Origin of the sequence: Psychrobacter sp. Ps4 (assembly GCF_022129285.1) — a bacterium.
In the GTDB taxonomy this organism is placed as follows: Bacteria; Pseudomonadota; Gammaproteobacteria; order Pseudomonadales; family Moraxellaceae; genus Psychrobacter; species Psychrobacter immobilis_A.
Map to the genome: position 1 here is coordinate 22320 of NZ_JADQAK010000013.1, position 24645 is coordinate 46964.

At 42.9% G+C, this 24645-nt stretch carries 19 protein-coding genes; 11 read left to right on the forward strand and 8 right to left on the reverse strand.

The features are described from left to right. Positions 1 to 131: 131 nt before the first annotated feature. The 3 genes from I3252_RS08940 (at position 132) to I3252_RS08950 (ending at position 5248) form a co-directional block, all read left to right on the forward strand. Positions 132 to 1877, forward strand: coding sequence for an FAD-binding oxidoreductase (locus tag I3252_RS08940; protein WP_238034911.1), 1746 nt, complete (start codon positions 132 to 134; stop codon positions 1875 to 1877). 80 nt (positions 1878 to 1957) lie between these two features. After that, positions 1958 to 3634 carry a glycerol-3-phosphate dehydrogenase/oxidase gene (locus tag I3252_RS08945; RefSeq protein ID WP_238034913.1) on the forward strand — a complete coding sequence of 559 codons (1677 nt, stop codon included), beginning with the start codon at positions 1958 to 1960 and terminating at the stop codon, positions 3632 to 3634. A gap of 45 nt (positions 3635 to 3679) precedes the next feature. Then, entirely contained in the window at positions 3680 to 5248 is a 1569-nt protein-coding gene (locus I3252_RS08950; protein ID WP_238034914.1) for an FGGY-family carbohydrate kinase, read from the forward strand. A gap of 2 nt (positions 5249 to 5250) precedes the next feature. On the opposite strand, the gene I3252_RS08955 is transcribed toward I3252_RS08950, so the two are convergent. Then, positions 5251 to 6417: a MalY/PatB family protein gene (locus I3252_RS08955; protein ID WP_238034916.1), complete on the reverse strand. Its 1167-nt coding sequence runs from the start codon at positions 6415 to 6417 to the stop codon at positions 5251 to 5253. Between the two features lie 245 nt (positions 6418 to 6662). Between I3252_RS08955 and I3252_RS08960 the strand changes: the two genes are divergently transcribed. Beyond that, positions 6663 to 7283: a hypothetical protein gene (locus tag I3252_RS08960; RefSeq protein WP_238034918.1), complete on the forward strand. Its 621-nt coding sequence runs from the start codon at positions 6663 to 6665 to the stop codon at positions 7281 to 7283. A gap of 310 nt (positions 7284 to 7593) precedes the next feature. Here the strand turns inward: I3252_RS08960 and I3252_RS08965 are convergent, their stop codons facing one another. Both I3252_RS08965 and I3252_RS08970 read right to left on the reverse strand, forming a co-directional pair. Beyond that, positions 7594 to 8376 carry an FRG domain-containing protein gene (locus I3252_RS08965; protein ID WP_238034919.1) on the reverse strand — a complete coding sequence of 261 codons (783 nt, stop codon included), beginning with the start codon at positions 8374 to 8376 and terminating at the stop codon, positions 7594 to 7596. Positions 8377 to 8379: 3 nt separating this feature from the next. Further along, on the reverse strand, positions 8380 to 9183 hold the full coding sequence (locus tag I3252_RS08970) for a crotonase/enoyl-CoA hydratase family protein (protein ID WP_238034920.1): 804 nt from the start codon (positions 9181 to 9183) through the stop codon (positions 8380 to 8382). A 228-nt stretch (positions 9184 to 9411) separates the two neighbouring features. Here I3252_RS08970 and I3252_RS08975 point away from each other — a divergent pair, with 228 nt between their 5' ends. Both I3252_RS08975 and rlmF read left to right on the forward strand, forming a co-directional pair. Beyond that, complete coding sequence (locus tag I3252_RS08975; protein WP_238034921.1) at positions 9412 to 10089, forward strand: LysE family transporter; 678 nt, start codon at positions 9412 to 9414, stop codon at positions 10087 to 10089. A gap of 65 nt (positions 10090 to 10154) precedes the next feature. Then, a complete protein-coding gene (rlmF, locus tag I3252_RS08980; protein WP_238034922.1) occupies positions 10155 to 11192 on the forward strand; it encodes a 23S rRNA (adenine(1618)-N(6))-methyltransferase RlmF in 1038 nt (345 codons plus the stop codon). Positions 11193 to 11315: 123 nt separating this feature from the next. On the opposite strand, the gene I3252_RS08985 is transcribed toward rlmF, so the two are convergent. From I3252_RS08985 to dnaA, 5 genes are all read right to left on the reverse strand, one after another. Next, positions 11316 to 11897: a manganese efflux pump MntP family protein gene (locus I3252_RS08985; protein WP_201580625.1), complete on the reverse strand. Its 582-nt coding sequence runs from the start codon at positions 11895 to 11897 to the stop codon at positions 11316 to 11318. A gap of 140 nt (positions 11898 to 12037) precedes the next feature. Then, the gene (gene gyrB, locus I3252_RS08990) at positions 12038 to 14653 is read right to left on the reverse strand and encodes a DNA topoisomerase (ATP-hydrolyzing) subunit B (RefSeq protein WP_238034924.1); all 2616 of its coding nucleotides are present in this window, start codon (positions 14651 to 14653) and stop codon (positions 12038 to 12040) included. A 502-nt stretch (positions 14654 to 15155) separates the two neighbouring features. Beyond that, positions 15156 to 16361: a DNA replication and repair protein RecF gene (gene recF, locus I3252_RS08995; RefSeq protein WP_238034925.1), complete on the reverse strand. Its 1206-nt coding sequence runs from the start codon at positions 16359 to 16361 to the stop codon at positions 15156 to 15158. A gap of 169 nt (positions 16362 to 16530) precedes the next feature. After that, a complete protein-coding gene (gene dnaN, locus I3252_RS09000; protein ID WP_238034926.1) occupies positions 16531 to 17706 on the reverse strand; it encodes a DNA polymerase III subunit beta in 1176 nt (391 codons plus the stop codon). A gap of 161 nt (positions 17707 to 17867) precedes the next feature. Then, positions 17868 to 19313: a chromosomal replication initiator protein DnaA gene (dnaA, locus tag I3252_RS09005; RefSeq protein ID WP_238034928.1), complete on the reverse strand. Its 1446-nt coding sequence runs from the start codon at positions 19311 to 19313 to the stop codon at positions 17868 to 17870. A 623-nt stretch (positions 19314 to 19936) separates the two neighbouring features. Between dnaA and rpmH the strand changes: the two genes are divergently transcribed. From rpmH to mnmE, 5 genes are all read left to right on the forward strand, one after another. After that, positions 19937 to 20071, forward strand: coding sequence for a 50S ribosomal protein L34 (rpmH, locus tag I3252_RS09010; RefSeq protein WP_007394757.1), 135 nt, complete (start codon positions 19937 to 19939; stop codon positions 20069 to 20071). 200 nt (positions 20072 to 20271) lie between these two features. Then, positions 20272 to 20643, forward strand: coding sequence for a ribonuclease P protein component (gene rnpA / locus I3252_RS09015; protein ID WP_109592276.1), 372 nt, complete (start codon positions 20272 to 20274; stop codon positions 20641 to 20643). 1 nt (position 20644) lies between these two features. Continuing rightward, positions 20645 to 21022 carry a membrane protein insertion efficiency factor YidD gene (gene yidD / locus I3252_RS09020; protein WP_238034930.1) on the forward strand — a complete coding sequence of 126 codons (378 nt, stop codon included), beginning with the start codon at positions 20645 to 20647 and terminating at the stop codon, positions 21020 to 21022. A 211-nt stretch (positions 21023 to 21233) separates the two neighbouring features. Further along, positions 21234 to 22931, forward strand: a complete 1698-nt coding sequence (gene yidC / locus I3252_RS09025; RefSeq protein ID WP_055125623.1) for a membrane protein insertase YidC — start codon at positions 21234 to 21236, stop codon at positions 22929 to 22931. Positions 22932 to 23123: 192 nt separating this feature from the next. Beyond that, positions 23124 to 24569 (forward strand): tRNA uridine-5-carboxymethylaminomethyl(34) synthesis GTPase MnmE, encoded by a 1446-nt coding sequence (gene mnmE, locus I3252_RS09030; RefSeq protein WP_238034975.1) that lies wholly within the window; start codon positions 23124 to 23126, stop codon positions 24567 to 24569. Positions 24570 to 24645: the final 76 nt, after the last annotated feature.

A 24645-nucleotide genomic window follows, 5' to 3' on the forward strand; every position in this document is an offset into this window, starting at 1 on the left:
CAGTTTAGACTAGCTATTTCTATCACTCACCAGTCGCAAGTATATAAAAAACAGTGGTTTATATTATGATATGCTCAAACGATTAGCATTGCATTTTTCTATAATCATAATAAATCGACAGGTATGTCCCTATGAGAAAAATCAAATCTCTTATTCGTAAATCCACTAGTATCCCTGCTACCAAAAACAACGACAATAATAATGTAGACCCTATCCAAAAAAATAATACGACTGCTAATTCGGCCGTCAATACGCCTATTGAGCAAACGCGCTGGAATGGCTGGGGCAATATCAATATTAATAAAAAAGTCTCAGCGCACGGGGCGAAACTGATCAAATCGCACATTGGTAAAACCAAAAAACTACCATCAGTGAGCTTACAGCAGGTACTCAAAACTGTCCCAAAGTCGCGCTTGCCTGTTGCTATGACTGAGCTTGATACCGTATCTATCGACAACGAAGTGAGACTTAGACATGCTCGTGGCCAAAGCTTTCCAGACTGGATAGCCATGCATGGTGGCGACTTTGAAGTCTTTCCTGATGGCGTCGCTTTTCCTGCATCGACCGCTGATGTCGAATCCTTATTAAGGCTAGCGAGCGAGCACGACCTGATCGTCATTCCTTTCGGTGGCGGTACTTCAGTAGCGGGTCATATCAATCCGCAAAAGGGTTCACGCCCCGTATTGACCATTGCCATGAGTAAGATGGATCAGCTTATTGATTTAGACAGTGAGAGCCAAATCGCTACCTTTGGCGCAGGAACACAAGGGCCGGCGGTCGAGGCGCAATTGAACGAACATGGCTATCATTTGGGACATTATCCTCAGTCTTGGGAGCTATCGACCCTTGGCGGCTGGATTGCGGCGCGTTCTAGTGGTCAGCAGTCTTTAGGCTACGGGCGCATCGAGCAAATGTTTGCCGGTGGTACGTTGGTAACCCCAAAAGGGATATTGAATATAGCTGATTTCCCAGCGTCAGCGGCAGGACCTGATCTGCGTGAGATGATGATGGGCACTGAAGGTCGCACTGGTATTTTTACTGAAGTCAAAATGCGGGTGCAGTCGCAACCAGAAGAAGAGCTATTTAAAGTGGCATTTCTGCCTAACTGGGAAGCGGGTAAAGAAGTGCTTAGACAAGCCGTGCAAAAAAATGTTCGCCTATCGATGTTGCGTCTAAGTAATGCTGTCGAGACTGACGCGCACTTGCATCTGGGTACAACCCCTAGTCAATTTTTAGCCATTAGCACTTATCTAAAAGCGCGCGGACTCAGCTCAAAAAAAGTCATGCTCACTTATGGCGTCTCAGGGGATAAAGCACAAAATAAATTGGCACTGACGCAGTTTAATAAGCTATTAAAACAGCAAGGCAGTGTCACGGGCAAAATAACCGATATCATGGGCAGTGTCTGGGCGCATGGACGCTTTAAATTTCCTTATTTGCGTGGCACCTTATGGGAAAAAGGCATCATGGTCGATACCTTTGAGACCGCAACCAACTGGAATCATATCGACGAGCAGATGCAGCAGATGCAAGAAGCGGTGAAAAACGCTTTGAGCGATGAAGGCGAAGAAGTGATGGTCTTTACTCATATCTCTCATGTCTATAAACAAGGTGCCAGTCTTTATACCACCTACTTCTTTAGAGCAGCACAAGACCACGCTAGTACCTTAAGCCGCTGGCAAAAAATCAAACATGCCGCCAGTTCAAGTTTGGCCAATGGCACAGCGACGATATCGCATCAGCATGGCGTCGGCCGTGATCACGCACCTTACTTATCAGCTGAAAAGGGTGAGCTAGGTATCCAAGTAACTGCTGATATGCTCAAAAGCTTAGATCCTGAGCAGCGTATGAATCCAGGCGTTTTAATCGAAGATTAGAAGCCAGTTACAGCCCGATCAGAAGACTTAGGAACATTGAGTCACTGATTAACCTGAGTCCAAATTACGACGGATCATTTATGAACCAAGCCAATCAGCATGATCAATATCAGCAACGCCAGCAAGCATTAGCGCCTTTATCTCGTCGCTCGTCTCAAGTAGTACCGTGGGATATACTCATCATCGGTGGCGGCATTACTGGTGCAGGTATTGCTCGCGAAGCAGCACGGCGCGGCTTAGCAGTTTTATTAATCGAGCAAAAAGACTTTGCGTGGGGCACGTCCAGCCGCTCTAGTAAAATGGTACATGGCGGGCTGCGCTATATTGCCTCAGGTGACTATAAAACCACTTTGCTTAGCGTGCGTGAACGTGAGCGCATGCTCAGTGAAGCAAAAGGTCTGGTCAACGAGATGCATTACGTCATGCCACATTATAAAGGCAAGTTTCCACCGCCATGGATATTCAATACCTTGCTACGTGTCTACGATGGGCTCGCGGGCAAGCGCTACTCTAAATACTTTAAAAAAGACGCTTTTTTACAGCTTAATCCGCACATCAAGCAAGAAAAATTTTTGGGCGCCAGTCAGTTTAGTGATGCAGTGACCGATGACTCACGCCTTGTGATGCGCGTACTTGATGAAGCCATCCATGATGGTGCGCAGGCGATTAACTACCTTAAAGCCGAATCATTGATTACTAATGAGCAAGGCTTAGTAGTTGGCGCAACTTTAAAAGACACTGCTTCTAATGATAGCAATCATACTTACGATATTCATGCCAAAGTGGTAGTTAGTGCTACGGGTGCTTGGGCGGATACTCTAAGAATGCAGGCAAGCAAACAAACAGAACAAAGCTTTCATAAACAAATTCGCCCGTCGCGTGGTAGCCATCTGGTGGTCAGCCAAGAGCGCCTACCGTTGCAGCAAGCCTATACCTTTTTGCACCTTATCGACAAAAGAGCCGTCTTTGTCTTTCCATGGGAAAACCGTACCGTCCTTGGTACCACCGATTTGGATCATCCGCCATTAGACGATAACGAAGTCGGTATCACTAATGAAGAGGTGGATTACCTATTGGCAGCGACCAATAATCTCTTTGATAATGTAGACATTAGCCGCAAGGATGTCATCAGCTCATGGGCAGGCGTGCGTCCACTGATTTCTGATGGCGGTGATGGTAAGCGTGTCAGCCCGAGTAAAGAAAAACGCGACCATAGCGTTTGGTTGGATAATAATTTAGTGACCGTCAGTGGCGGCAAATTAACCACCTTTCGCCTAATCGCCCTTGATGTACTGAAAGTTTGTCAAAAGGTGCTCGAACTTGACGAGTCTACTACCGAAGATAATGTCGTATATAGCGACCAAGTCTTTAGTAATCAAACTCCGACTAATCCAAAATTCAAAACACTACCAAAACCTCTACAACAGCGTTTACAAGGGTTTTACGGTCTAAAGCTTGATACCTTATTAGAATTAGCTCATGACGATGATTTAACTTATGTGACTGATAGCAATACCATTTGGGCAGAAATTCGCTTTGCGGCCTGCTGTGAGCAAGTTATTCATTTAGACGATTTATTATTACGCCGTACGCGCCTAGGATTGATACTGCCACATGGCGCAATGACGCCATTAATTAGCGATAGGCTCAAACAAATATGTCAGCAAGAGCTCGGCTGGGATGAGCAAAAATGGCAGCAAGAAGTTGAACGCTATACCCAATTATGGCAACGCTATTATCACCTACCAGCAGCTTAAAGCTTATTTTTATTACTGCTTATCACTACATAGTTAAGGATGACTATGACCAATCACTTTGATGCCCCTATCTATTTCTTAGCTATCGACAATGGCACCCAAAGCGTCAGGGCGCTGATCTTTGATCAATTCGGTAGCGAGATTGCCAAAGCCCGCGTCATTATCGAGCCGTATTTTTCAACGCAGCCAAATTTTGCCGAGCAACATGCCGATTATTATTGGCAAAAATTAAGCGAAGCTTGTCAGCAACTCTGGCAAACCTGCGCTATTACTCCTGAGCAAATCGCTGGTGTCAGTCTCGCCACCCAGCGCTATACCATGATATGTTTGGACAAGGATAAACAACCGCTACGCCCAGCCATTGTGTGGATGGATTTGCGTCGCGGCGAAACCAATGACATAGGCTTGCTCAATCCACTCACCAAAGTCATCGGTATGGGCGAGCTGGTACAAGAGGCACAGCAAAAAGCCCGCTGTAATTGGCTTGCTCATCATGAACCAGAAATGTGGGCAAAAACCGCTCATTATGTCAATTTGTCCGCCTATCTCACCTATCAGCTCACAGGTGAGCTTATCGACTCCGCCGGTCATGCTTTAGGCTACCTGCCATATGATTACAAAGCCCAAGCTTGGCTAAAAGCTAAAGATCTCAAATGGCGATTGTTTAGCTGTCGACCCGACCAAATGCCCAAGATTGTGCCGCCGGGACAGCCACTCGGTTCTATTAGTACAAAAGCAGCCAAAGCCACGGGGATTTTAGAGGGCACGCCGATGATTGCTGCCGCCAGTGATAAGGCTTGTGAAGCATTAGGCTCTGCAGGTCTCGCTGCAGAAACCGCCTGTCTAAGCTTTGGCACTACTGCGACGATTAATACCACGTCGAGCAATTACGTCGAAATCCTTAAGCACATGCCCGCCTACACTGCCGCTGCGCCGAATTACTATAATCATGAGTATATGATCTATCGCGGCTTTTGGATGGTCAGCTGGTTTAAGGAGCAGTTTGCCCACTATGAAGAACAGCTGGCAAAGACGCAAGGCATTGATACCGAAAAACTCCTCGATCAAGCGGTGAAAGACATTCCAGCAGGCTGTATGGGATTAATGATGCAGCCATACTGGTCACCCGGTGTTCGTCATCCGGGACTTGAGGGCAAAGGCGCGCTCATTGGATTTGGTGATGTACACACGCGAGCGCATGTTTATCGCGCTATCCTAGAAGGGCTTGCCTATGAGCTAAAACTTGGTTTTGATACCATTGAGAAGCGTACAGGCAAACCCATCAAACACTTGCGTGTGTCTGGTGGCGGCTCTCAAAGTGACTCAGCCATGCAGCTGACGGCAGATATCTTTGACATGCCCGCTTATCGACCGCATACTTATGAAGCCTCAGGCTTAGGTGCTGCCATCAACTGTGCAGTGGGGCTCGGCGTTTATTCCGACCATTTAACCGCAACTCAGGCGATGACCCATTTGGGTGATGAATTTATGCCCATTGACGCCAACGTCCAGCTCTACAAACGTCTTTATAATGAGGTTTATCTCAAAATGTATGAGCGTCTAAAACCCTTATATCAAAGTATTCAGGACATTACTGGTTATCCTGCTAAATGATATTACTGTTTAAAAGCATCGCTATTTAAGGCAGTGTGCATACGAGTTAGCCCTTCTATAAGCAGCGCTTTAGGACACGCCACATTAAGGCGCATTTTTAGATGCCCTTCATTACCGTACTTAATCCCCGCGCTAAGCTCAACTTTGGCCTCTCTAAGCGCGTCATAGAGCATTTGATCGTCTTGCGCATATGCCGAGCAATCTAGCCAAATCAAATACGAAGCTTCTGGACGCATCACCTTAATTTTAGGTAAATGCTTTTCTAAAAACTGTAGCGTTAAGTCAATATTGGCTTCAATATAAGTCAGCGCCTGCGCCAACCACTCACCACCCTTTTCATAAGCACGACGCATCGCCGTATAAGCAAATAAATTTAGCTCATGCTCGTCACTTAAACGCTGCTGCTGGTTAATTTTAGTGAGTAATGCACTGTCTTTAGCAAATATCATCGAGCCTTTGATACCGGCAATATTAAAGGTTTTGGTCATCGAGGTTAGGCTCACCACCTTGTGCTCATAGCCTGTTGCTAGGGTTAAAAAAGGCGTAAATGTATGCCCACTCAAAGTTAAATCTTGATGAATCTCATCACTCACAATCGCTACATCGTGCTTTTTGCAAAGCGCAAGCAGCGCCTCAAGCTCATCTGCTGTCCATACGCGCCCGCCAGGATTATGCGGATTACACAATAAATACAGCTTAATTTTATGCTCGATAATTTTGGCTTCGATATCTGCTAAATCCAGATGATACTTACCTTCAACCTCCTGTAATGCAGAGGTCACCAGCTTACGATTATTGTCCAAAACCTTGGTCATAAAGGGCGTATAAATCGGGTCATTGATAAGTACCGCATTCCCTGCCTCGGTAAATACTTTCATCATCAGCACTAAACTTGGCACGACACCCGGAGAGAAAAGAATATCCTGCTTATCCAGCCACAAGTCATAACGACTGCCATGCCAGTCGATAATCGCTTGATACAACGGCTCGGTCGGCACGGTGTAGCCCAATATGCCATGCTGCGCTACTTGCTCAATCGCCGCTAAAATAGGCTGGGCAGTCTTAAAGTCCATATCTGCGACCCATAACGGAATCGTGTCATCGCTATAGTGCCATTTAAATGACCCCGTATCACGTCTGTCTATTATTTCATCAAAGTTGTACAGCACCGATGCTCTCCTTTACGGTAGTTTTATATTATAACTGTTCATTCGTCGGCTTAAATGATCTTTGAAAATATAATGCTATCATTATTTGAATAATGGTTAAAAATTAGTGTTACATTAATGTTGCGGACTCTACATATGATCAGGTTATTTATGCCAGAGTATGCTGATATTGCAAGGATTGTGATCTATCAGCTTTTACCCACCCACCCTACTAAGCCAAGATGGCTTGTCTAAAAGGATTTAGCATGATGAAAATGGATTCCCTATCAAAATTAGCACTCAAAATCAGTTCCCTTACTCTCGCCATTGCCGCAACTTCTGCATGCACTGCTATGGCAACAGGTGCTGACTCCCAAGTTTCAAATACCCAAACCACTGCGAATAGTACTGCCATTACTTTAGGCAATAGTGCTATGTCTAGCGGCACTAACGACACGGTTGCTATCGGTAATATGGCCAATGCAGGTCTGAACTCAGCAACCGCTGTCGGCGGTCAAGCCAACGCTGCAGGTTTAGGCTCAACCTCTATCGGTTGGCAATCAAAAGCCACTGCCGAACGCGCGCAAGCCTTTGGTCATCTAGCCGATGCTAGTGGTGTACGCTCTACCGCAGTTGGTGAAGCGGCAGCCGCACAAGGTGCAAACTCGGTAGCGTTAGGCAATAAATCTATGGCTGGCGGCATGAATAGCATCGCTATCGGTAACGGGGCAATGGCGGCGAAAAACAACCAAGTGGTCTTAGGTAATGTCGGACAAGTCCAGTCAAGTACCGCGTCACAGTCAGGTACGGTCAAAATAGTCACTATCGATGACAACGGCACTTTAGGTACGATGATGGTTGACTACTATAAAAAATCAGCTAAATAATAGTCCATTAGCGCCTAGTTTCTAACACTGCTACAGATGTAATTAGCCGCATTCAATAAAATAAAAAAGACCTCGCAGTTGCGAGGTTTTTTTAGTTGGTATGGTTAATTTGCTTGATGGTGTTTTGAATTACTGCATTAGATTTCGTGGTTATCAAAGTTATTATGAAGCTGGAGCCAATTCTGCCATTTGCTGCTCTATGTAAGTAGACGGTTTCAGCTAAAGTAGCTTAAAGTAATATTTCTATCATTAATTCACCTTTGTAAATATATTACACCCTTTCAAAATCTTAGTAAAAGACTCGTTTAGCTTACCAACGGTTGTGTTGAAACTGATCGAACCTAAAACTATGTACATACCCAAACCCATCAAGATCAGGAAATAATGTTAAATGTCTTATATCAAAAGTCTCTGCTAGCTCTTTGAAAGCTAGTTTTTTAAAGGAAGGAGTAATATTTATAGCTATATATGAATATATATTATTAGATATAGCTACACTTCCAGACGGTTTATTAGCAACTCCGCTATAAAGAAACTGGGCACTTTGAGATGCTATTCTTTTAGAAACTACTGGCGGTTGCCAAACGAATGGATGATTATAACCTTCTAGCTCATTACACACATCCGCATAAGACCTAACTTCAAGCTCATTTTCATATCCTCCAACAAAGTCCGAATGAAATCCGAAAAGTAGCCCATTTTTTTCTTGCTCAGATGTGCAAGCAAACCATAGACCTATTAACAAATTTCTAGAGCAGTCAAGCAATCTCGTTGCAGCTCCATGATGTTGAAGTTTAGCTAGTAACTCTAGATCTTTAAGCTCTCTATTATTATCGTATCTATAACCTTGATGAGTAGCATGCTCTAACAAAGACGTCTCATAATCTTGCATGATTTTCTCAGTTACATCTTTATTGTTTATTTTTAATCGCCTGTAAGCTGCGCTATGAATAGGCCATTGAATATTACCTTGCCCTCTCCAAAAATAAACATTCCGACGTTCTGACGCATGTTCTTTCACTAAAACTAATAAATCTTCAATAGACTCTGGAGAAGGAATTTTTCCGAATCGTTCACTATCAAAAAACACCATTATCTACTTCCCCTGAAACTCAGCTTCCCGTCTCTCAACCATCGCCATCGCACCCTCTTTCGCATCTTCTGAATGAAATAGATGCGGCAGATAGCCATGAATATTGGCGAGTGCCAATTTTGCGCCATTACGGCTGGCATCTTGCGCCGATGACAGCAGCCCTTGTACGCCAAGTGGTGCGGCGCTGCAAATTTCTTGGGCGATAGTCAGCGCGCGCTCATATTCTTGTCCATTTTCGACCACTTCACTAACGAGATTTAGCTTATCAGCCGTTTGCGCATCAAAGTTTTTACCCGTCAATAGATATGGCATGGCTTTTTGCCAACCTGCTGCTTGTACGAAGCGAACCGTCGCCCCACCAAACGGCATGATGCCGCGCTGGACTTCCATTTGCGCAAAGTTGCAGTTGTCACTTGCGATGACGACATCACTATTGAGCATCAACTCAATCCCAGCGGTAAAGCAGGTGCCTTGTATTGCTACGACGACTGGCTTACTGCGTAATTTGCCACCAATTCCCCACGGATCGATTTGGGTTTCATCGAATTCAAATGCGCCTTTATCCCATTTATCTTGCAGCTCCATTAAATCAAGCCCTGCGGTGAAGTGCTCACCGTGAGCGAATATCAGCGCACAGCGAAGATTGGCATCGTTTTCATAATTAGTGAGTGCCTCAGACAATTGCTTAATCATATGGCTATCAAAGGCATTGCGTTTATCCGCGCGATTGAGCCCGATCAAGCAGATGTAATCTTGGACGTCATAGGTAATGCGAGTGTCTGTACTAGTAGTACTTTCCGTAGTCATATTTTTATCCTTATTAGAGCGATCGTTTTATGGTTTGTCTTATGGCTAATTAATACTGCTAAAAATCATGCAACTTACTTTTAATATAGACATACGTTCGGTACAACGCAAGCATCATATAAGCAGCATCATATAAGCAGCATCATATAAGCAGCATCAATATCAGTTGACCTCATTTACGGTAATGTGCAACTATTATCCAACTCAAGAAATGAATCAGAGCACGTTATGGAATTTTGGCACGGTTTTTTGCTTATCACCAGCGTCCATCTACTCGCTGCCGCCTCCCCGGGTCCTGATTTTGTATTAGTCTCACAGCAAACCTTGGCAAAAGGTAGACGCACGGGTTTGATTTGTAGTCTTGGTATTACCTTAGGTCTTGCCGTACACATTATCTATTCGGTGCTAGGACTGGCAACGCTCATCGCCCATTCGCAGCCATTACTGACCGCTATTAAATGGTTGGGCGGCAGTTATCTTATTTATTTAGGTTGGCAAGGTATTCAAGCCAAAGCTAAAAAACCAGCAGATTTAACAGTTGCTATAAATTCAGATGTCATAGATTCAGATACTGACATTTCCATTAAAAAAGCATCCATAGATACAAGCTCTACAGCTTCCATCCTACGTCGTGGCTTTTTTTGTAATGTGTTTAATCCAAAAGCGCCAGTATATTTCGTGGCGATATTCACTCTCGTACTCTCACCAGATATACCGCTGTGGCAATTGGCTATTTATGGTGTCTGGATGATGGTCTTGCAGATGGCATGGTTTAGTACCGTGGTGATGTTACTGTCTATTCCTGCCATTCATCGTCGCTTTCAGCGTTTTGAACATTGGATCGACCGCGTATTGGGTACAACGATGATAATATTGGGATTAAATCTGATTTTACGTAGTCGATAAGACGCTAGTGACTCGTGAAATCTGCTAAAATGGTGCATTATATTCAAACATCAAAGCCCGATACTATGACCAGTAAGCCTATGAACCGTCGCCCGACCGCCAACAATCACCGAAACAGATCGCCTGAGACTGCTAAAAAATTAGGGCAGCTACATCCGCGCAATCCGCACCAAGGTCGTTATGACTTTGAAGTATTGACTCGCGCTTTGCCTGAGCTTGCTAAGCACACCATTAACAATCCCAAAGGCGAGTCGACGATTAACTTCTCAGACAGCGCCGCCGTGCGCGTCCTTAATCAGGCACTACTAGCAAATTATTATGGTGTGAAGTTTTGGGATATTCCGGAAGGTTATCTCTGTCCACCGATTCCGGGACGTGCCGATTATATTCATTATATTGCCGATTTACTCGCGCAAACGACACATGTTAATAAAGAAAATACGCCACCGACTGGCAAAGAAATCCACGCCCTTGATATTGGCACCGGTGCCAGCGCGATTTATCCTATTGTTGGCAGCCAAAGCTATGGCTGGCGCTTTACTGCCTCAGACATTGATCCTATTTCGGTCAATACCGCCGCGCTGATTTGTGAAACCAATCCAAAGCTAAAAAGTGCGGTTAAAGTCAAACTACAGACCGAACCTAAATTTATTTTTAAAAATATCATCGGTCGCCAAGATTACTTTGATGTGGTGGTATGTAACCCGCCGTTTCATGCCTCATTAGAAGAAGCGATGGAAGCCAATAGTCGTAAGCAGCATAATTTGCAACGACATCGTGGTAAGAATGAGAACGCACAAATTAGCCGTAGCTCAACCAAGTCTGGCAATGCCGCGCAAAACCTAAACTTTGGTGGTCAGCATAAAGAGCTATGGTCTGAGGGTGGTGAGATTGCCTTTTTAACCAAGATGGCAAAAGAGAGTCAAGATTTCGCTGAGCATGTTGGCTGGTTCACAAGTTTAGTCTCAAAATCAGAAAACGTGAAACCAATGCAATTGCTGTTAAAACAACTTGGTGTTGCCCAAATGCGCATCATTGAGATGAGCCAAGGTCAAAAAAGTACGCGTATACTTGCATGGCGTTTTGATACTGACGAAGAGTAGATAGTAGTTAATATAAAATAGTTATAGTTCCACGTGAAACAAAGCCTTTATTAAAAAAGCACCCCTTTGATCACCAAAGGGGTGCTTTTTATTGTAGAGAATCAATTCAAATAATGATGCTTATTAACGGATAAACATCACCTTTATACCAATGGCTATCAATACTAATCCACCAAGTATCTCAGCTTTATCCTCGAGCCAAGTTCCAGAAGACTTACCTAAATAGATACCGAAAAAGCCAAATAAAGCGGTGACAATAGCGATGATTAAACAGGCTAACCATGCATTAAGTGCCAACAAATTAAGCGTAAAGCCTGCTGCCATCGCATCAATACTGGTGGCAATAGCCAATGTAAACATCATACGATGATTGATTTTTTCTTGTATAGTTTCATCGAAACTGTCTGCTAATACCGCTTCAACCTCACCATTAAACGCTTCATATAACATCTTAGCGCCAAGCACAATAAGAATCCCACCACCAATCCACGGTGCAGCAGTCGCCAACCAGCCTAATAATACTGCACCCAATAGATAACCTATCAGCGGCATCACACCTTGCGCAATACCAAAGTATAGTGCTGCATAAACGGCTAAACGCAGCACATAAGCAGATGATTTCTTTTGCGACTTAGCCCCTAACCCAATTGATACCGCAAATGCATCCATCGCCAAGGCTATCGCAAGTAAAAAAACTTCAATCATTTCTATATCCATTATCTAAAGCAATTCGTAAACTAAGTTTCACGTGAAACAATTCTAACATTAAAAAACCACCGCCTTGATTGCCAAAGCGGTGGTTTTTTAATTAATTAACAATGATTTCGCAACTCTTTATGTCCAACTTAGATGTCTAAATTAGACACCGTCAATGCATTCTCTTCAATGAAAATACGACGCGGTTCAACATGATCACCCATCAAGCAAGTAAACATATGATCCGCCGCAATCGCATCTTCAATCGTCACGCGTAGCATACGACGGTTTTCAGGATCCATCGTGGTATCCCAGAGCTGATCTGCGTTCATTTCACCCAGCCCTTTATAGCGCTGAATTGCTAGACCACGACGTGCATCAAGCATCATCTGCTGCCAGAGATAATCAAAGTCACGTACAGGGATATCTTTGGTCGTACCAGTCGTTGCTTCACGGCGGATAAAGGCATCCTCTGCAAGCAAGGTATTCCATTCAGCAGACAAACGCAGCAACTTGCTGTACTCGCCGGAATTGATAAAGCTAGCATCTAGCAGATAATGATGGGCTAACTGGTGCACATACACCGTAATACGCGGTAGCCACTGTGCTTTTGCTACTGGAGCTTCAGCGTCAACATTTTCCCCGCCTTCAACTTCAATGACAGGCTTCATACCCAGTAAATCAGCAGCAGCAGCATCCATATTTTTAGGCTGCGGCGCATGGATATTGACCAGTTCAATCTCCGGACTCAAATCACTACCGAAGTGCTCAAGCTGAGCTTGCATCGCCTCTTGCCAAGCTTGCATCGCAGGCAAATCATAAGTCATATCAGTGCTAAGCTTCGGCGTATGCGTCAGCGCATCCAATAACACTGCTGGGAAACGAATCTGCAAACGGGCTTTGATCAGCTGCGTTTGGTTATAGTCATTTAGTAGCGTTTCTAACGCTTGCCCCGTAATAGCAGGAGCATCCGCACTGATATGCAGCTTAGTATTGTCAATCGTTGATGATAGTAAATACGCTTTGAGTGCTTCGTCGTCTTTTAGGTACAGCTCTTGACGACCTTTTTTCACTTTATAAAGCGGTGGTTGGGCGATATAAATATAACCACGTTCAATCAGCTCAGGCGTTTGACGGAAGAAGAAAGTCAGCAACAGGGTACGAATATGCGATCCATCAACGTCCGCATCGGTCATGATGATGATTTTATGATAGCGTACTTTATCCGGATTATATTCGTCTGGACCAATGCCACAACCAAGCGCAGTGATGAGATTACCAACCTCAGCAGAAGACAGCATTTTGTCAAAACGTGCGCGCTCTACGTTTAGGATTTTACCTTTCAATGGCAAGATCGCTTGGGTTTTGCGGCTACGACCTTGTTTTGCTGAACCACCTGCAGAGTCACCCTCCACAATGTACAGCTCTGACAATGCCGGATCTTTTTCTTGGCAATCTGCTAACTTACCAGGCAAACCAGCGATATCTAACGTGGTCTTGCGACGCGTCATTTCACGCGCTTTACGAGCGGCATCACGAGCACGAGCGGCATCAATTATTTTGCCAGCAATAGCCTTACCAGCGCTTGGATTCTCTTGCAGATAATCATTAAACTTATCATGCATTGCTGATTCGACAGCAGATTTCACTTCACTTGATACCAGTTTATCTTTGGTTTGACTCGAAAACTTAGGATCTGGAACTTTAACAGATACGATAGCGGTTAGACCTTCACGCGCATCATCACCAGTAGCAACGACCTTCTCTTTTTTAAAGAGATTCTCGCGATCCATATAGGTATTCAAACAACGCGTCAACGCTGAACGAAAGCCAGATAAATGCGTACCACCATCCCTTTGGGGAATATTGTTAGTGAAACAAAATACTTTTTCGTTATAAGTATCTGTCCACTGCAACGCCACTTCGACACTGATACCGTCATCTTGCTCACTCACAAAATGAAAAACTTCATTGATGCCGTCTTTACCAGCATTGATATAGCTGACAAACTCTGACAAGCCGCCTTTGTGTTCAAACTCATGACGCTTATCAATACGCTCATCCGTTAAAACAATGCGTACACCCGAGTTCAAAAATGATAGCTCACGCAAACGCTTCGCTAAGATATCGTACTCAAAGATGGTGCCAGTAAACACATCGCTACTTGGATAAAAGCGAATTTGCGTACCGGTTTTGTCGGTTGGCTCCATTTGCTGAATGTCTGCATCAGGCACCCCATCGGTATAGGTTTGATGATAATGATAGCCTTCACGCCAGATATTCATTTCAAGCTTTTTCGATAGGGCGTTAACGACCGAGACACCAACACCATGTAAGCCGCCTGATACTTTATAGCTGTTATCATCGAACTTACCGCCTGCATGCAAGACAGTCATAATGACCTGCGCCGCAGATACACCCTCTTCTGGATGGATATCGACAGGCACGCCGCGACCATTATCCATGACGCTCACAGATTCGTCTTCGTGGATAATGATATCGATTTGATCACAATGACCCGCCAGAGCCTCATCGATAGAGTTATCCACCACCTCAAAGACCATATGATGTAAGCCTGTACCATCATCCGTATCACCGATGTACATACCAGGGCGTACGCGTACCGCTTCTAACCCGCGCAATACACGAATATCTTTGGAGCTATAATCAGAAGGTAAACTTTCAGGAACCACCGCTGGTGCCGTAGTTTCAGCAATGCTGTCTGACGTCAGTTGCTCGTGGTCGGTAGGTAATGAATCACTCATGTGCATTCCTTAATCTAGCCATAATCAGCCGTTTGTTATTAGCGCACCACTACGATGACGCCTCATAACGTTATTTTAGACTTAATTTTTATAGTCAAAACCTTTGATAAGCATTACCAGCTAAAACACAATTAGCTGAAAATTCTTGAGTGTTGATAGCGACTTAAAAAGAGTTTCAAGTCCGCGCTTTTTTTCTCTAATATCGGCTTCTTTTTTTAAACATTATAAAAACCAAGAGAGCAAATAAAACACCTATTTATCAAATACTTAGAAATTTACAGGCATTGGAAAACACCTATATAACGTCATCAAACAACTTGCTGAGAACAGGACAAAAATAAAGCCCTATTTTAGCATTTTTTTGCCTCTAAGTCACTGTTTACTGAGCGTTTTATGCCTGTAAAACCAGCTCGAAAAGATAGCCTATATTATTACGAAACGACAGGTAGATAAGTATCGATATGAAAGACCATGGAAAAAGGAAATAAAATAAAGGAGATAATTAAGGACTAAAGATTTGACCTTGTTTCACATGAAACGTATTGGGTTTCGACCAATATTTATGCACCAAAGGCAAAATATCATCGGTTAAGCTGGTCATAAATACCTGACATGGCAGCTGCGCTAACGTCGACAATAGAATATCTATCGCCCTACCATCAAGCTCTGCAGTAATATCATCTAGCAATACCACTGGTGTCACCTGAACATGAGCACTATCATTTGATAGATCATTAGTCTTTTGGGTATTTAGCAGTAATGGCAGTTGCGATAAACGCAGTGCTGTAATTAATAGCTTTTTTTCACCACGCGACAACACATTGGCTGCCTGCTCTTTTATCACAGCTACTTTGAGGTTAGTGTCCGCTTCATGCATTGTATCTGAGAAATTATTATTCGACGCTGCCGAGTCATTAGAGCGCCAATGCACATGAACATCAGCACGGTGATTACCGATACGAGTATATCCCAGTTGCAAATCCTGTTCTAAGCGCTCGTTAAGCTGTATATCCAGCGCAACATTAGTATCATAACCAGCATTATAGCTAAGGCTCAATTGCTCCGCATAAGCAGGCAATAACTGCGCGATACTTTCAGCAAAATAAGGCTGCCATTCTGCAAATATCCGTTCACGATAATGATGAATCAGTGCCGCATGATTACTAAGTCCTTTGTCCCACGATTTTAGTTCAGCGAGCTGCACTTGGGTCAAATGACGTGTCTTTTTTAGTAAACTATTGCGCTGTTTTAATAGACGCTGATAGGCGAGCCATTGCGGATGAAAGCCTTGTTTCATGTGAAACACTAGCCAATCTAGCAGCTGGCGACGACTAGCACTACCCTGCTCTAACATATCCATCGTCGATGGATCTATCAGTAGCGTTGGTAGCTGCTCAGTTAAGATGCTTTGGTTATAGACAGTGGTTTGATTCAGACGTAGAATTGTGGTCGCGTCAGCTTGTTTTTGGATAGCAAGAGTACTACTATCATTGAGTCTAGCGTACACAGTCACTGCATTTTGGTGGTGCTGAATGTAGCGTTTTGGCTGGTGATGACGAAAGCTTTTTCCTCTTGATAGCAGAAATATGGCTTCGAGTAATGAAGTTTTTCCACTGCCATTGGCACCGATAATGACGTTGCAAGCTGTTGCATGTAGATTGACTTGCGTCAGGTTGCGTAGGTTCGATATTTGTAGACGTTCAATCATAATGCCGACAGCCGCCTATTGACGCTACCTATAAAATAGGCAAAAGTTTAATAATTATTGAATTTAAAATACCGGATTTTAATCAAAGACACTCAGCTTACCTTAATTTTTAAGTGTAAACTGAGTGTCTTTAGCCTCTTTGCTCAAGCCTATTGAAAATATACAGAAACTATATACGCATTGGCATAATGACATATTGATGGAACTCATCATTCAGCTGATTGACTAGCACCGACGCGTTTGATTGACTCATGTGCATTTGCAAGTCACCTTGAATAACGCCAAGCACATCTTGTAAATAAGCCGCATTAAAGGACAGCTCCATCGGCTCGCCTTGATACTTCGCCTGTATCATCTCCACCGCTTCATCTTGCTCTGCATTATTAGCACGAACTTCTACCATGCCGTCGCTGGCAAAATTAAACACCACACCGCGAGATTTTTCATTACTTAAAATCGCGACACGGCGCAGTACGTCCGTCATTTTTTCTTGATTGAATAAAGCCAATTTATCCGTATTACTTGGCATCACTCGGCGATAATCCGGGAATTTACCATCAATCAGACGTGCGGTAAAAGTCACCATCAAATCTTGATTGACTTGCCCTGCACTATCCACATCACCAAACGGTAAACTCACTTGTAGAAACTCTCGACCGAAACTCAACGTGACGGTATTGTCTTTATCCCCAAGCATTTTGCCCAGCTCAGAGGCCAACCGCTCAAGCTCAATCACAGCTTTGCGGGGCAAAATAGCCTGCATATTTAAATCTGCGCTGACATCGATAACGCTGCGCGCCAAAGCCAATCGGTGCCCATCGGTTGCAACCGTCGTCAGCTGCTGTTGCGACACATCAAACAACATACCAGTGAGATAATAGCGAACATCTTGAATCGCCATTGCAAACTGCGTTTTATGAATCAAATCGATAAGACGATTGCGACTGATGGTCAATGGCGTGATATTTTCGGGATTACCTAAACTCGGATAATCTTCGCTAGGTAATGTCCCTAAGGTGAAGCGACTCTTGCCACTGGTTAATAAGCAGCGTTCATTTGCTTGAGTGGCCAAATTAATTTGAGCTTGTGCAGGCAATGATTTACAGATGTCTTTTAACTTTGTTGCAGGTAAAGTCGTGGTACCAGCTTCAACACAAGCACCAGCAGGCAATTTCAAAGTCGATGTCAGCTCTACTTCTAAATCAGAAGCCGTCAAAATAAGCGTTGATTCGGATAGCTGTAGCTTGATATTGCCCAAAATAACCATATTGTGCCGTTTATCAGCAGCCTTGGCGATCAAATTAATGGCTTTTAGTAACGACTCTCGATTAATCGATAATTGCATGCTTGGTTACTCTTATTTAAATGATTTTTATTATAAAACTTAACAATAATGGCTTAATCATACCCTGTCTATTGACTATAATCTATTTGCTGTCTGTCTACTCGTATTTTTAATATTATAAACCATATCAATCCACTAAAACATAGTGATACCGCGACCTGCTAACCCGCTTGCAGCATCAATGCCAGTGTTTTGTAATCCTTGTCAAAAGCAGGATCTGCTGCTCGTAGCTCATTAACTTTATCGCAAGCATGCATCACCGTTGTATGATCGCGACCACCGAATGATTGACCAATCTCAGGAAAGCTATCACCAGTCAACTCACGCGATAATGCCATCGCTATTTGACGCGGTCTGGCAATACTGCGTGTGCGTTTACGACCCATCATCTCTTTGATGGTTACATCATAGTACTCAGCGACCACTTTGCGAATATTATCCATATTCACAGCTTGCACACGCATCGCGACGATGTCTTTTAGCGCATATTGCACCATTTCAAGAGTAATCTGTGCACCGGTCAAGTTAGCATTGGCAAAGACTTGATTTAGAGCACCTTCTAAACGCCTAACATTTGAAACCACATTTTGAGCGATGAATAATGCGCATTCTTTAGGCAGTGTCATGCCATATGAAGCTGCTTTTTTTTGCAAAATTTGCACACGAGTATCAATCTCAGGCGGATCAACTGCTACAGTTAGCCCCCAAGAAAATCGCGATCTAAAACGTTCATCAAATTCGGTCATTTGCGAAGGATGACGATCTGAAGCCAAAATCAGTTGTTTATCACCACTGGTAAAATCTGCAAATAATGTCAAAAACTCATTACTACTTTTGGTTTTTCCTGCCAATACATGAATATCATCTACAATCAATAAATCCACTTTTTTAATTTTCTTTTTAAAATCTTCTATTTTATTATTTCTTAATGAATAAACTAATTGATTAATAAATTTTTCAGAAGTGAAATAATAAAAACTTTGATTATTTTTTAAATAGCGATGTGCTACAGAATGCATTAAATGCGTTTTTCCTAAACCAGAAGGTCCGTATATAAACAAAGGATTGTGTCGATTTTTTGATTGGCGCTTACCAAGCTCATAACAGGCTTTATAAGCCAGATTGTTAGATTTGCCAGTGACAAAAGTTTCAAAAGTAAAGTCAGGGTTTAGGTAACTTAACGACTTAGCATCAGCAGAATCAACCAATTCTGTGTGACGCATATTGGCATCAATATCTGCTTTTGCATTGTTATGATGAATGGTTTCAAACTTATGGTCTGCAAGGGTAGGGGAGGGCTTATCTTCCTCAAACAAAGACCCTGATTGCAACTGACGATTGTCTTCGTTATCGCGGCCAGCGTTATCAACACGCACAACCACCTCTTCGATACCTCCTTGACTGTGCTTAGCAACCAGCTGCTGTATCTCTTGCAAGTGGTTTTTTTTGATGTAAGTCACAAAATAATCATTAGGAGCAAGTATAGTCAGCGTTTGCGCCTCTTGATGAGCTGACAATGGTCTCAACCACATAGTAAATACGTTGTCTTTGACGTTATATCGTAGGTCATTTAGACATTTATCCCAAATATTTGCTGTGTCTATCATGAAAAATACTAACCCTATAATTTGAAATAATATTTGTGTTTTAGCAGTGTGATCTGTTGCGTAGCCCTTCATATTTTCCGCAATTATTTCCGTTGGAAACCATATTGGAAGTTACGTTGATAAACTATACGAAGCCACATATTAAGTAGAGGCTAATCTAACACAAATACCCTGTGGATAAAACCTTGTTTTTTGGGGATAAGGCTGTGGATACTTTTGTCCATAACTTTGAAAGGTGAGTTATCCATATTTAGCCCACAGGTTATCCACAGGTTTACCCATAGTACAATACATTGATAATAAAAAGGAAAACTTACTTAGCCACAGATAATCGAGCTCCCAATAACAACAATACTTATATATATTAATAGTTAATTATTATAGAGTTCGACACAAACTGTGGATAACTTTTGGGAATCCATCACTGAATTAATTAACTGAGTCGTTATTTTTGAGTTATGAATATGAACTTTACACACGATGAATCATTTAAAATGATATTTCCTCTGTCAAAATATCTGTCTGCATCGACATAGATTAAATTAGTTCATTGACCAAGATTCTATGCGGTGGTATAATCCTCCGTTATTACGAATTTAGTCCATTATTTTGATAGGTGAGTTATGAAACGTACATTCCAACCAAGCGTGATCAAGCGTAAACGTACTCACGGTTTCCGTGCTCGTATGGCAACTAAAAAAGGCCGTCAGGTCTTAGCTCGTCGCCGCGCTAAAGGACGTCATCGTCTTACTGTATAATCAGTAGATTGCGATAAGCATGGCTTATAGTGCTTGTTGTGTTTCTATTATTTATAGATTGCGATAGTCAATCACCACAACTGACACTTAGCCATATATTAAAAGCGCCCACATCGGCGCTTTTTTTGTCTCTGTACTTTGTTGTTATTTCTGCGCTATTATTTCCGCTACCGTTATTCGCTCTTATACTAGGTTGTGCTATGTCCAATACTGTTTCAGCGGCAGCTAATGCCCGCTTCACCAAAGAGCAGCGTTTGCTCACGCCTGCAGCCTTCCGTGAGGTTTTTGATGCACCTGAGCGTAAGCTTCATCAGAGCCATCTAATGGCATTTGTGCGTACCAATGATCATGGTCAGCCGCGAGTCGGGATGGCCATTACCAAGCGTAAAGTTCCTACGGCTGTCGCGCGAAATTTAATCAAGCGTCAAATACGTGAACATTTTCGTGTAAAGGCTCATTCTTTAGAAAACAAAGATATTGTTTTTATTGTCAAAAAATCTATAAAAGATATAGATAATAAAGAATTGAAGAATCAAATAATTAACATTATTAAAAAAGTAGAAAAAAAATAAAATGAATTTTTTATTTATTAATTTAAATTATTTTTTTTATAAAGTTATTTATTATTTTATTGTTTTTTATCAAAAGTTAATAAGTCCACTATTACCTGCTCGTTGCCGCTATTACCCTACGTGCTCGAATTATGGTAAACAAGCTTTGGCATGGCATGGAGTCCGAGCAGGCAGTTGGTTATTATTAAAACGTATCAGCAGTTGTCATCCTTTGGGTGGACACGGCATTGATTTTGTGCCGCTACCGTTATCCTCTTATCATTATCAATATGTACCTTTTAGCGAACTAGCTACTAGTGTCAAAGTTCAAGGTTTATATGTTTTTAGAGATAATAAAGGCTATGTGTCTCGCTTAAACCATATGATGAAACTAACATAGCGTTCGTCATCGACTGAGAAGTTGTGGATATCTATTTAGTTACCCACAAGTTATCCACACTCTTGGTATCATTTAAGGCAGATTTTTAGTAAAATGATGCACATTTTATGTAAATGACTGGCAATACTGTTGTCACATATGATGATAATTGTACGGTCATGACACATGCCCTAATTTTTCATTCCCTAATTTTTTAATCTAGGAAAGGTTTATGCAAAAGATATTTCGGGTGATGATCATCATTGCGATGTTAATCACCGCTTATCTGCTGATTTTGGCATGGCGAGATGATTATGCCGATGCGCCAGCTGTAGATGCGGTGTCAGAAACCACTACTTCAGTAGGTGCTGACATCCCTTCGACAACTGGTGCCGCAGGTGATATTCCGGTACAGACGTTGCCTGTTGATAACAATACAGTCGCTAATGATGCTGTGACGGCAACGCCTGCTAAAGACACGGGATTAATCACGGTCACTACCGATCGCTATGATATAAAGATCAACCCAGAAGGCGGCGATATTGTTTATGCTGCTCTTAAGCAGTATGACGCAACGCTCGATAGCGATAAGCCTTTCGTATTGCTAGAGAATAATAGTAATCGCGTGTATGTGGCTCAGTCTGGTCTTATTGGTCCTAACGGTATTGATACTGCAGAAGGTCGTGCCAAATACAGCCATACTGCTAATAATTACGTCATGGAAGCAGGGCAACAGACGCTGTCAGTACCGCTTACTTATAAAAAAGATGGCGTGACTGTTACTAAGACATTTACCTTTACTGAAAATAAATATCCGATTGATATTAGCTATCAAATACAAAATGCTTCTACACAACCGTGGCAAGGTCAGCTATTTGCTCAGTTGAAACGTGATGACAGTAAAGATCCAGGTATGTCTGATAAAGGTGCGCTTAGTATGGCGACTTACTTAGGCGGCGCTTGGGGCACCCCTGATGATCCATATAATAAGCTCAAATTTAAAGACTTTAATGATGGTGAGCTAGCTGTTAGTAGTGATAAAGGTTGGGTTGGTGTTGTGCAGCATTATTTTGTATCAGCATGGATACCTGAAAACTTTACCGCTACTTTCTTTAGCCGAGAAACAGGCGATGATTACTTCATCGGTTTCAACAGTCAACCCGTCAATGTCGCACCAAATAAACAAGTGACATTAGATGCCACGTTATACGCTGGCCCTAAAGTACAATCTGAGCTAAAAGATGTGGCAGTAGGCCTTAATAAAACAGTCGATTATGGGTTGTTATGGCCAATATCGAAGATTTTATTTGCCATCTTGGATGGTATTCATAAAGTCATCGGTAACTGGGGTTGGTCAATAATTGTATTGACGATTTTAGTTAAAATTGCTCTGATGTGGTTCTCGAATAAGAGCTATTATTCGATGGCGAAGATGCGTGCGATTGCGCCAAGATTAGCCGCACTTAAAGAAGAGCATGGCGACGATCGAATGAAGATGTCGCAAGAAATGATGGCTATTTATAAAGAAGAAAAAGTCAATCCAATGGCAGGTTGTTTGCCCATCTTGATGCAAATGCCTATCTTCTTAGCGCTATATTGGGTGTTGGTTGAGAGTGTTGAGCTGCGTCATGCACCTTGGATTTTATGGATTCAAGATTTATCGGCGATGGATCCTTGGTTTATTTTACCATTGCTGATGGGTGCCTCGATGTTTGTACAGCAGCAGCTAAACCCGCAGCCAGCTGATCCGATGCAAGCGAAAGTGATGAAGTTCTTACCAATCATTTTTACTGCTTTCATGCTGTTTTTCCCAGCGGGTCTCGTACTGTACTGGACAGTCAACAACTTGTTCAGTATGACTCAGCAATATATTGTCAATAAAAAAGTCGAAGAAGAGCAAAAGCGTCGTACTGTTAAAGTATTGGACTAAGTAGCTCATCAATTGATAAAAGACCATCGCTACGGCGGTGGTTTTTTTATGCGTGACATTTCTATCATCGCTCACTGATTTGAAATAAAATAAGCGCAAAGCATGGCTATTTAAAGTTTGCTTTGTCAGTCTGTGTCCAGCCGTCTATAATGGGGTTTTTAGCTATTGAGAGTAATTGTGGATTCCCTAGAGATGGCGTCAAACGTACCTAAAGCATCTGAACCACCTAAAGCATCTGGCTTGGCCACGATTGCTGCTATTGCCACACCGCTTGGAAGAGGTGGCGTTGGTGTTGTACGTCTGTCAGGTGCGCGTGCTTATGACATTGCCTGTACACTAACGGGTAAGTCTGCTTTTACGCCACGTATGGCCAGTTTTTGTCGTTTTTATCAGGCTGATGGTACAGTCATTGATGAAGGATTAGTGCTGTACTTTAAAGGCCCGCATTCGTTCACAGGGGAAGATGTGATTGAACTGCAAGGGCATGGCGGCATGATTCTACAAAATCAACTGCTAGCAAGGGTGTTTGAGCTGGGCGCAAAACAAGCAGGTGCTGGGGAATTCTCTTATCGTGCTTTTGATAATGATAAATTGGATTTGGTACAAGCAGAGGCTATCGCTGATGCCATCGATGCGACCAGTGCTGCCGCTGCGAGTAGTGCCATTCGCTCGCTAAGTGGTGAGTTTTCAAAGAAGATTAATCAACTATTAGAGCAGCTTATTCATCTTCGTTTGCATGTTGAAGCGGCGATTGATTTCCCTGACGAAGAAGACGTGGATTTTTTATCAGACGGTGTTATACAAAGTAAACTTGAGCAAACGCAAGACAAGATACAGCAAGTATTGGCGACCGCCAAGCAAGGTCAGCTCTTACGTGATGGTATCCATGTGGTCTTAGCGGGTAGACCAAATGCGGGTAAATCAAGCTTGCTGAATCGTCTGGCAGGGCAAGAACGCGCTATCGTTACTGACGTTGCAGGTACGACGCGTGATACGCTGCAAGAGACCGTAGTGCTCAATGGTTTGACGCTGCATTTGACCGATACTGCAGGTCTGCGCGAGACTGAAGACACGGTAGAGCGTATTGGGATTGAACGAGCGCGTACCGCCATTACACAGGCTGATATGCTACTGATGGTCTACGATGTGACTCGTGATCTTGAAGAGGAAAGTACGCCGCTACAGCTTGCAGAACAATTATTTGGTGAGTTGCCAGAGGCTAAACGCTTATTGATTATTGCTAATAAGAGTGATTTGTTAAGTGACTTAATAGATGATAGTAGCAGTCAAATACCCTCTGTCTCGCAAATCGCAATAAAAGAACGTGGTTATGAACAAGTTAATGTTTCATGTGAAACAGGTGCTGGTATCGATAATCTGGTCGAAGCCTTGTGTGCTAAGGTCGGTTTTCATCCGCCAGAAAACAGCCTAATTGCTCGCACACGTCATATAGATGCACTTAGACGCACAGCCGACTCTTTAGCAGAGGCGCACGAGCAGTTAACGGTCTTTCAAGCAGGAGAGTTAGTCGCTGAAAGCTTACGCCAAGCTCAGAACAGTTTGGGTGAGATTACGGGAGCGTTTAGTGCGGATGACTTGTTGGGCAAAATCTTTGGTAGTTTCTGTATTGGAAAATAACAGCAGATTTTTTTGAATTGCCTGATGCAGCTCGTTAATTCTCAGAAATTTGGGTCTTATCATTCGGTCTTATAAA

Excerpts from the sequence above, each read along its gene's own strand:
- I3252_RS08965 (WP_238034919.1), bottom strand. The coding sequence starts at position 8,376 with ATGGTGTTTTTTGATAGTGAACGATTCGGAAAAATTCCTTCTCCAGAG.
- I3252_RS08985 (WP_201580625.1), bottom strand. The coding sequence starts at position 11,897 with ATGATTGAAGTTTTTTTACTTGCGATAGCCTTGGCGATGGATGCATTT.
- recF (WP_238034925.1), bottom strand. The coding sequence starts at position 16,361 with ATGATTGAACGTCTACAAATATCGAACCTACGCAACCTGACGCAAGTC.
- dnaN (WP_238034926.1), bottom strand. The coding sequence starts at position 17,706 with ATGCAATTATCGATTAATCGAGAGTCGTTACTAAAAGCCATTAATTTG.
- yidD (WP_238034930.1), top strand. The coding sequence starts at position 20,645 with ATGAATTTTTTATTTATTAATTTAAATTATTTTTTTTATAAAGTTATT.
- gyrB (WP_238034924.1), bottom strand. The coding sequence starts at position 14,653 with ATGAGTGATTCATTACCTACCGACCACGAGCAACTGACGTCAGACAGC.
- I3252_RS08975 (WP_238034921.1), top strand. The coding sequence starts at position 9,412 with ATGGAATTTTGGCACGGTTTTTTGCTTATCACCAGCGTCCATCTACTC.
- I3252_RS08970 (WP_238034920.1), bottom strand. The coding sequence starts at position 9,183 with ATGACTACGGAAAGTACTACTAGTACAGACACTCGCATTACCTATGAC.
- dnaA (WP_238034928.1), bottom strand. The coding sequence starts at position 19,313 with ATGATAGACACAGCAAATATTTGGGATAAATGTCTAAATGACCTACGA.
- I3252_RS08945 (WP_238034913.1), top strand. The coding sequence starts at position 1,958 with ATGAACCAAGCCAATCAGCATGATCAATATCAGCAACGCCAGCAAGCA.
- I3252_RS08960 (WP_238034918.1), top strand. The coding sequence starts at position 6,663 with ATGATGAAAATGGATTCCCTATCAAAATTAGCACTCAAAATCAGTTCC.
- rpmH (WP_007394757.1), top strand. The coding sequence starts at position 19,937 with ATGAAACGTACATTCCAACCAAGCGTGATCAAGCGTAAACGTACTCAC.
- yidC (WP_055125623.1), top strand. The coding sequence starts at position 21,234 with ATGCAAAAGATATTTCGGGTGATGATCATCATTGCGATGTTAATCACC.
- rlmF (WP_238034922.1), top strand. The coding sequence starts at position 10,155 with ATGACCAGTAAGCCTATGAACCGTCGCCCGACCGCCAACAATCACCGA.
- I3252_RS08950 (WP_238034914.1), top strand. The coding sequence starts at position 3,680 with ATGACCAATCACTTTGATGCCCCTATCTATTTCTTAGCTATCGACAAT.
- rnpA (WP_109592276.1), top strand. The coding sequence starts at position 20,272 with ATGTCCAATACTGTTTCAGCGGCAGCTAATGCCCGCTTCACCAAAGAG.
- I3252_RS08940 (WP_238034911.1), top strand. The coding sequence starts at position 132 with ATGAGAAAAATCAAATCTCTTATTCGTAAATCCACTAGTATCCCTGCT.
- mnmE (WP_238034975.1), top strand. The coding sequence starts at position 23,124 with ATGGCGTCAAACGTACCTAAAGCATCTGAACCACCTAAAGCATCTGGC.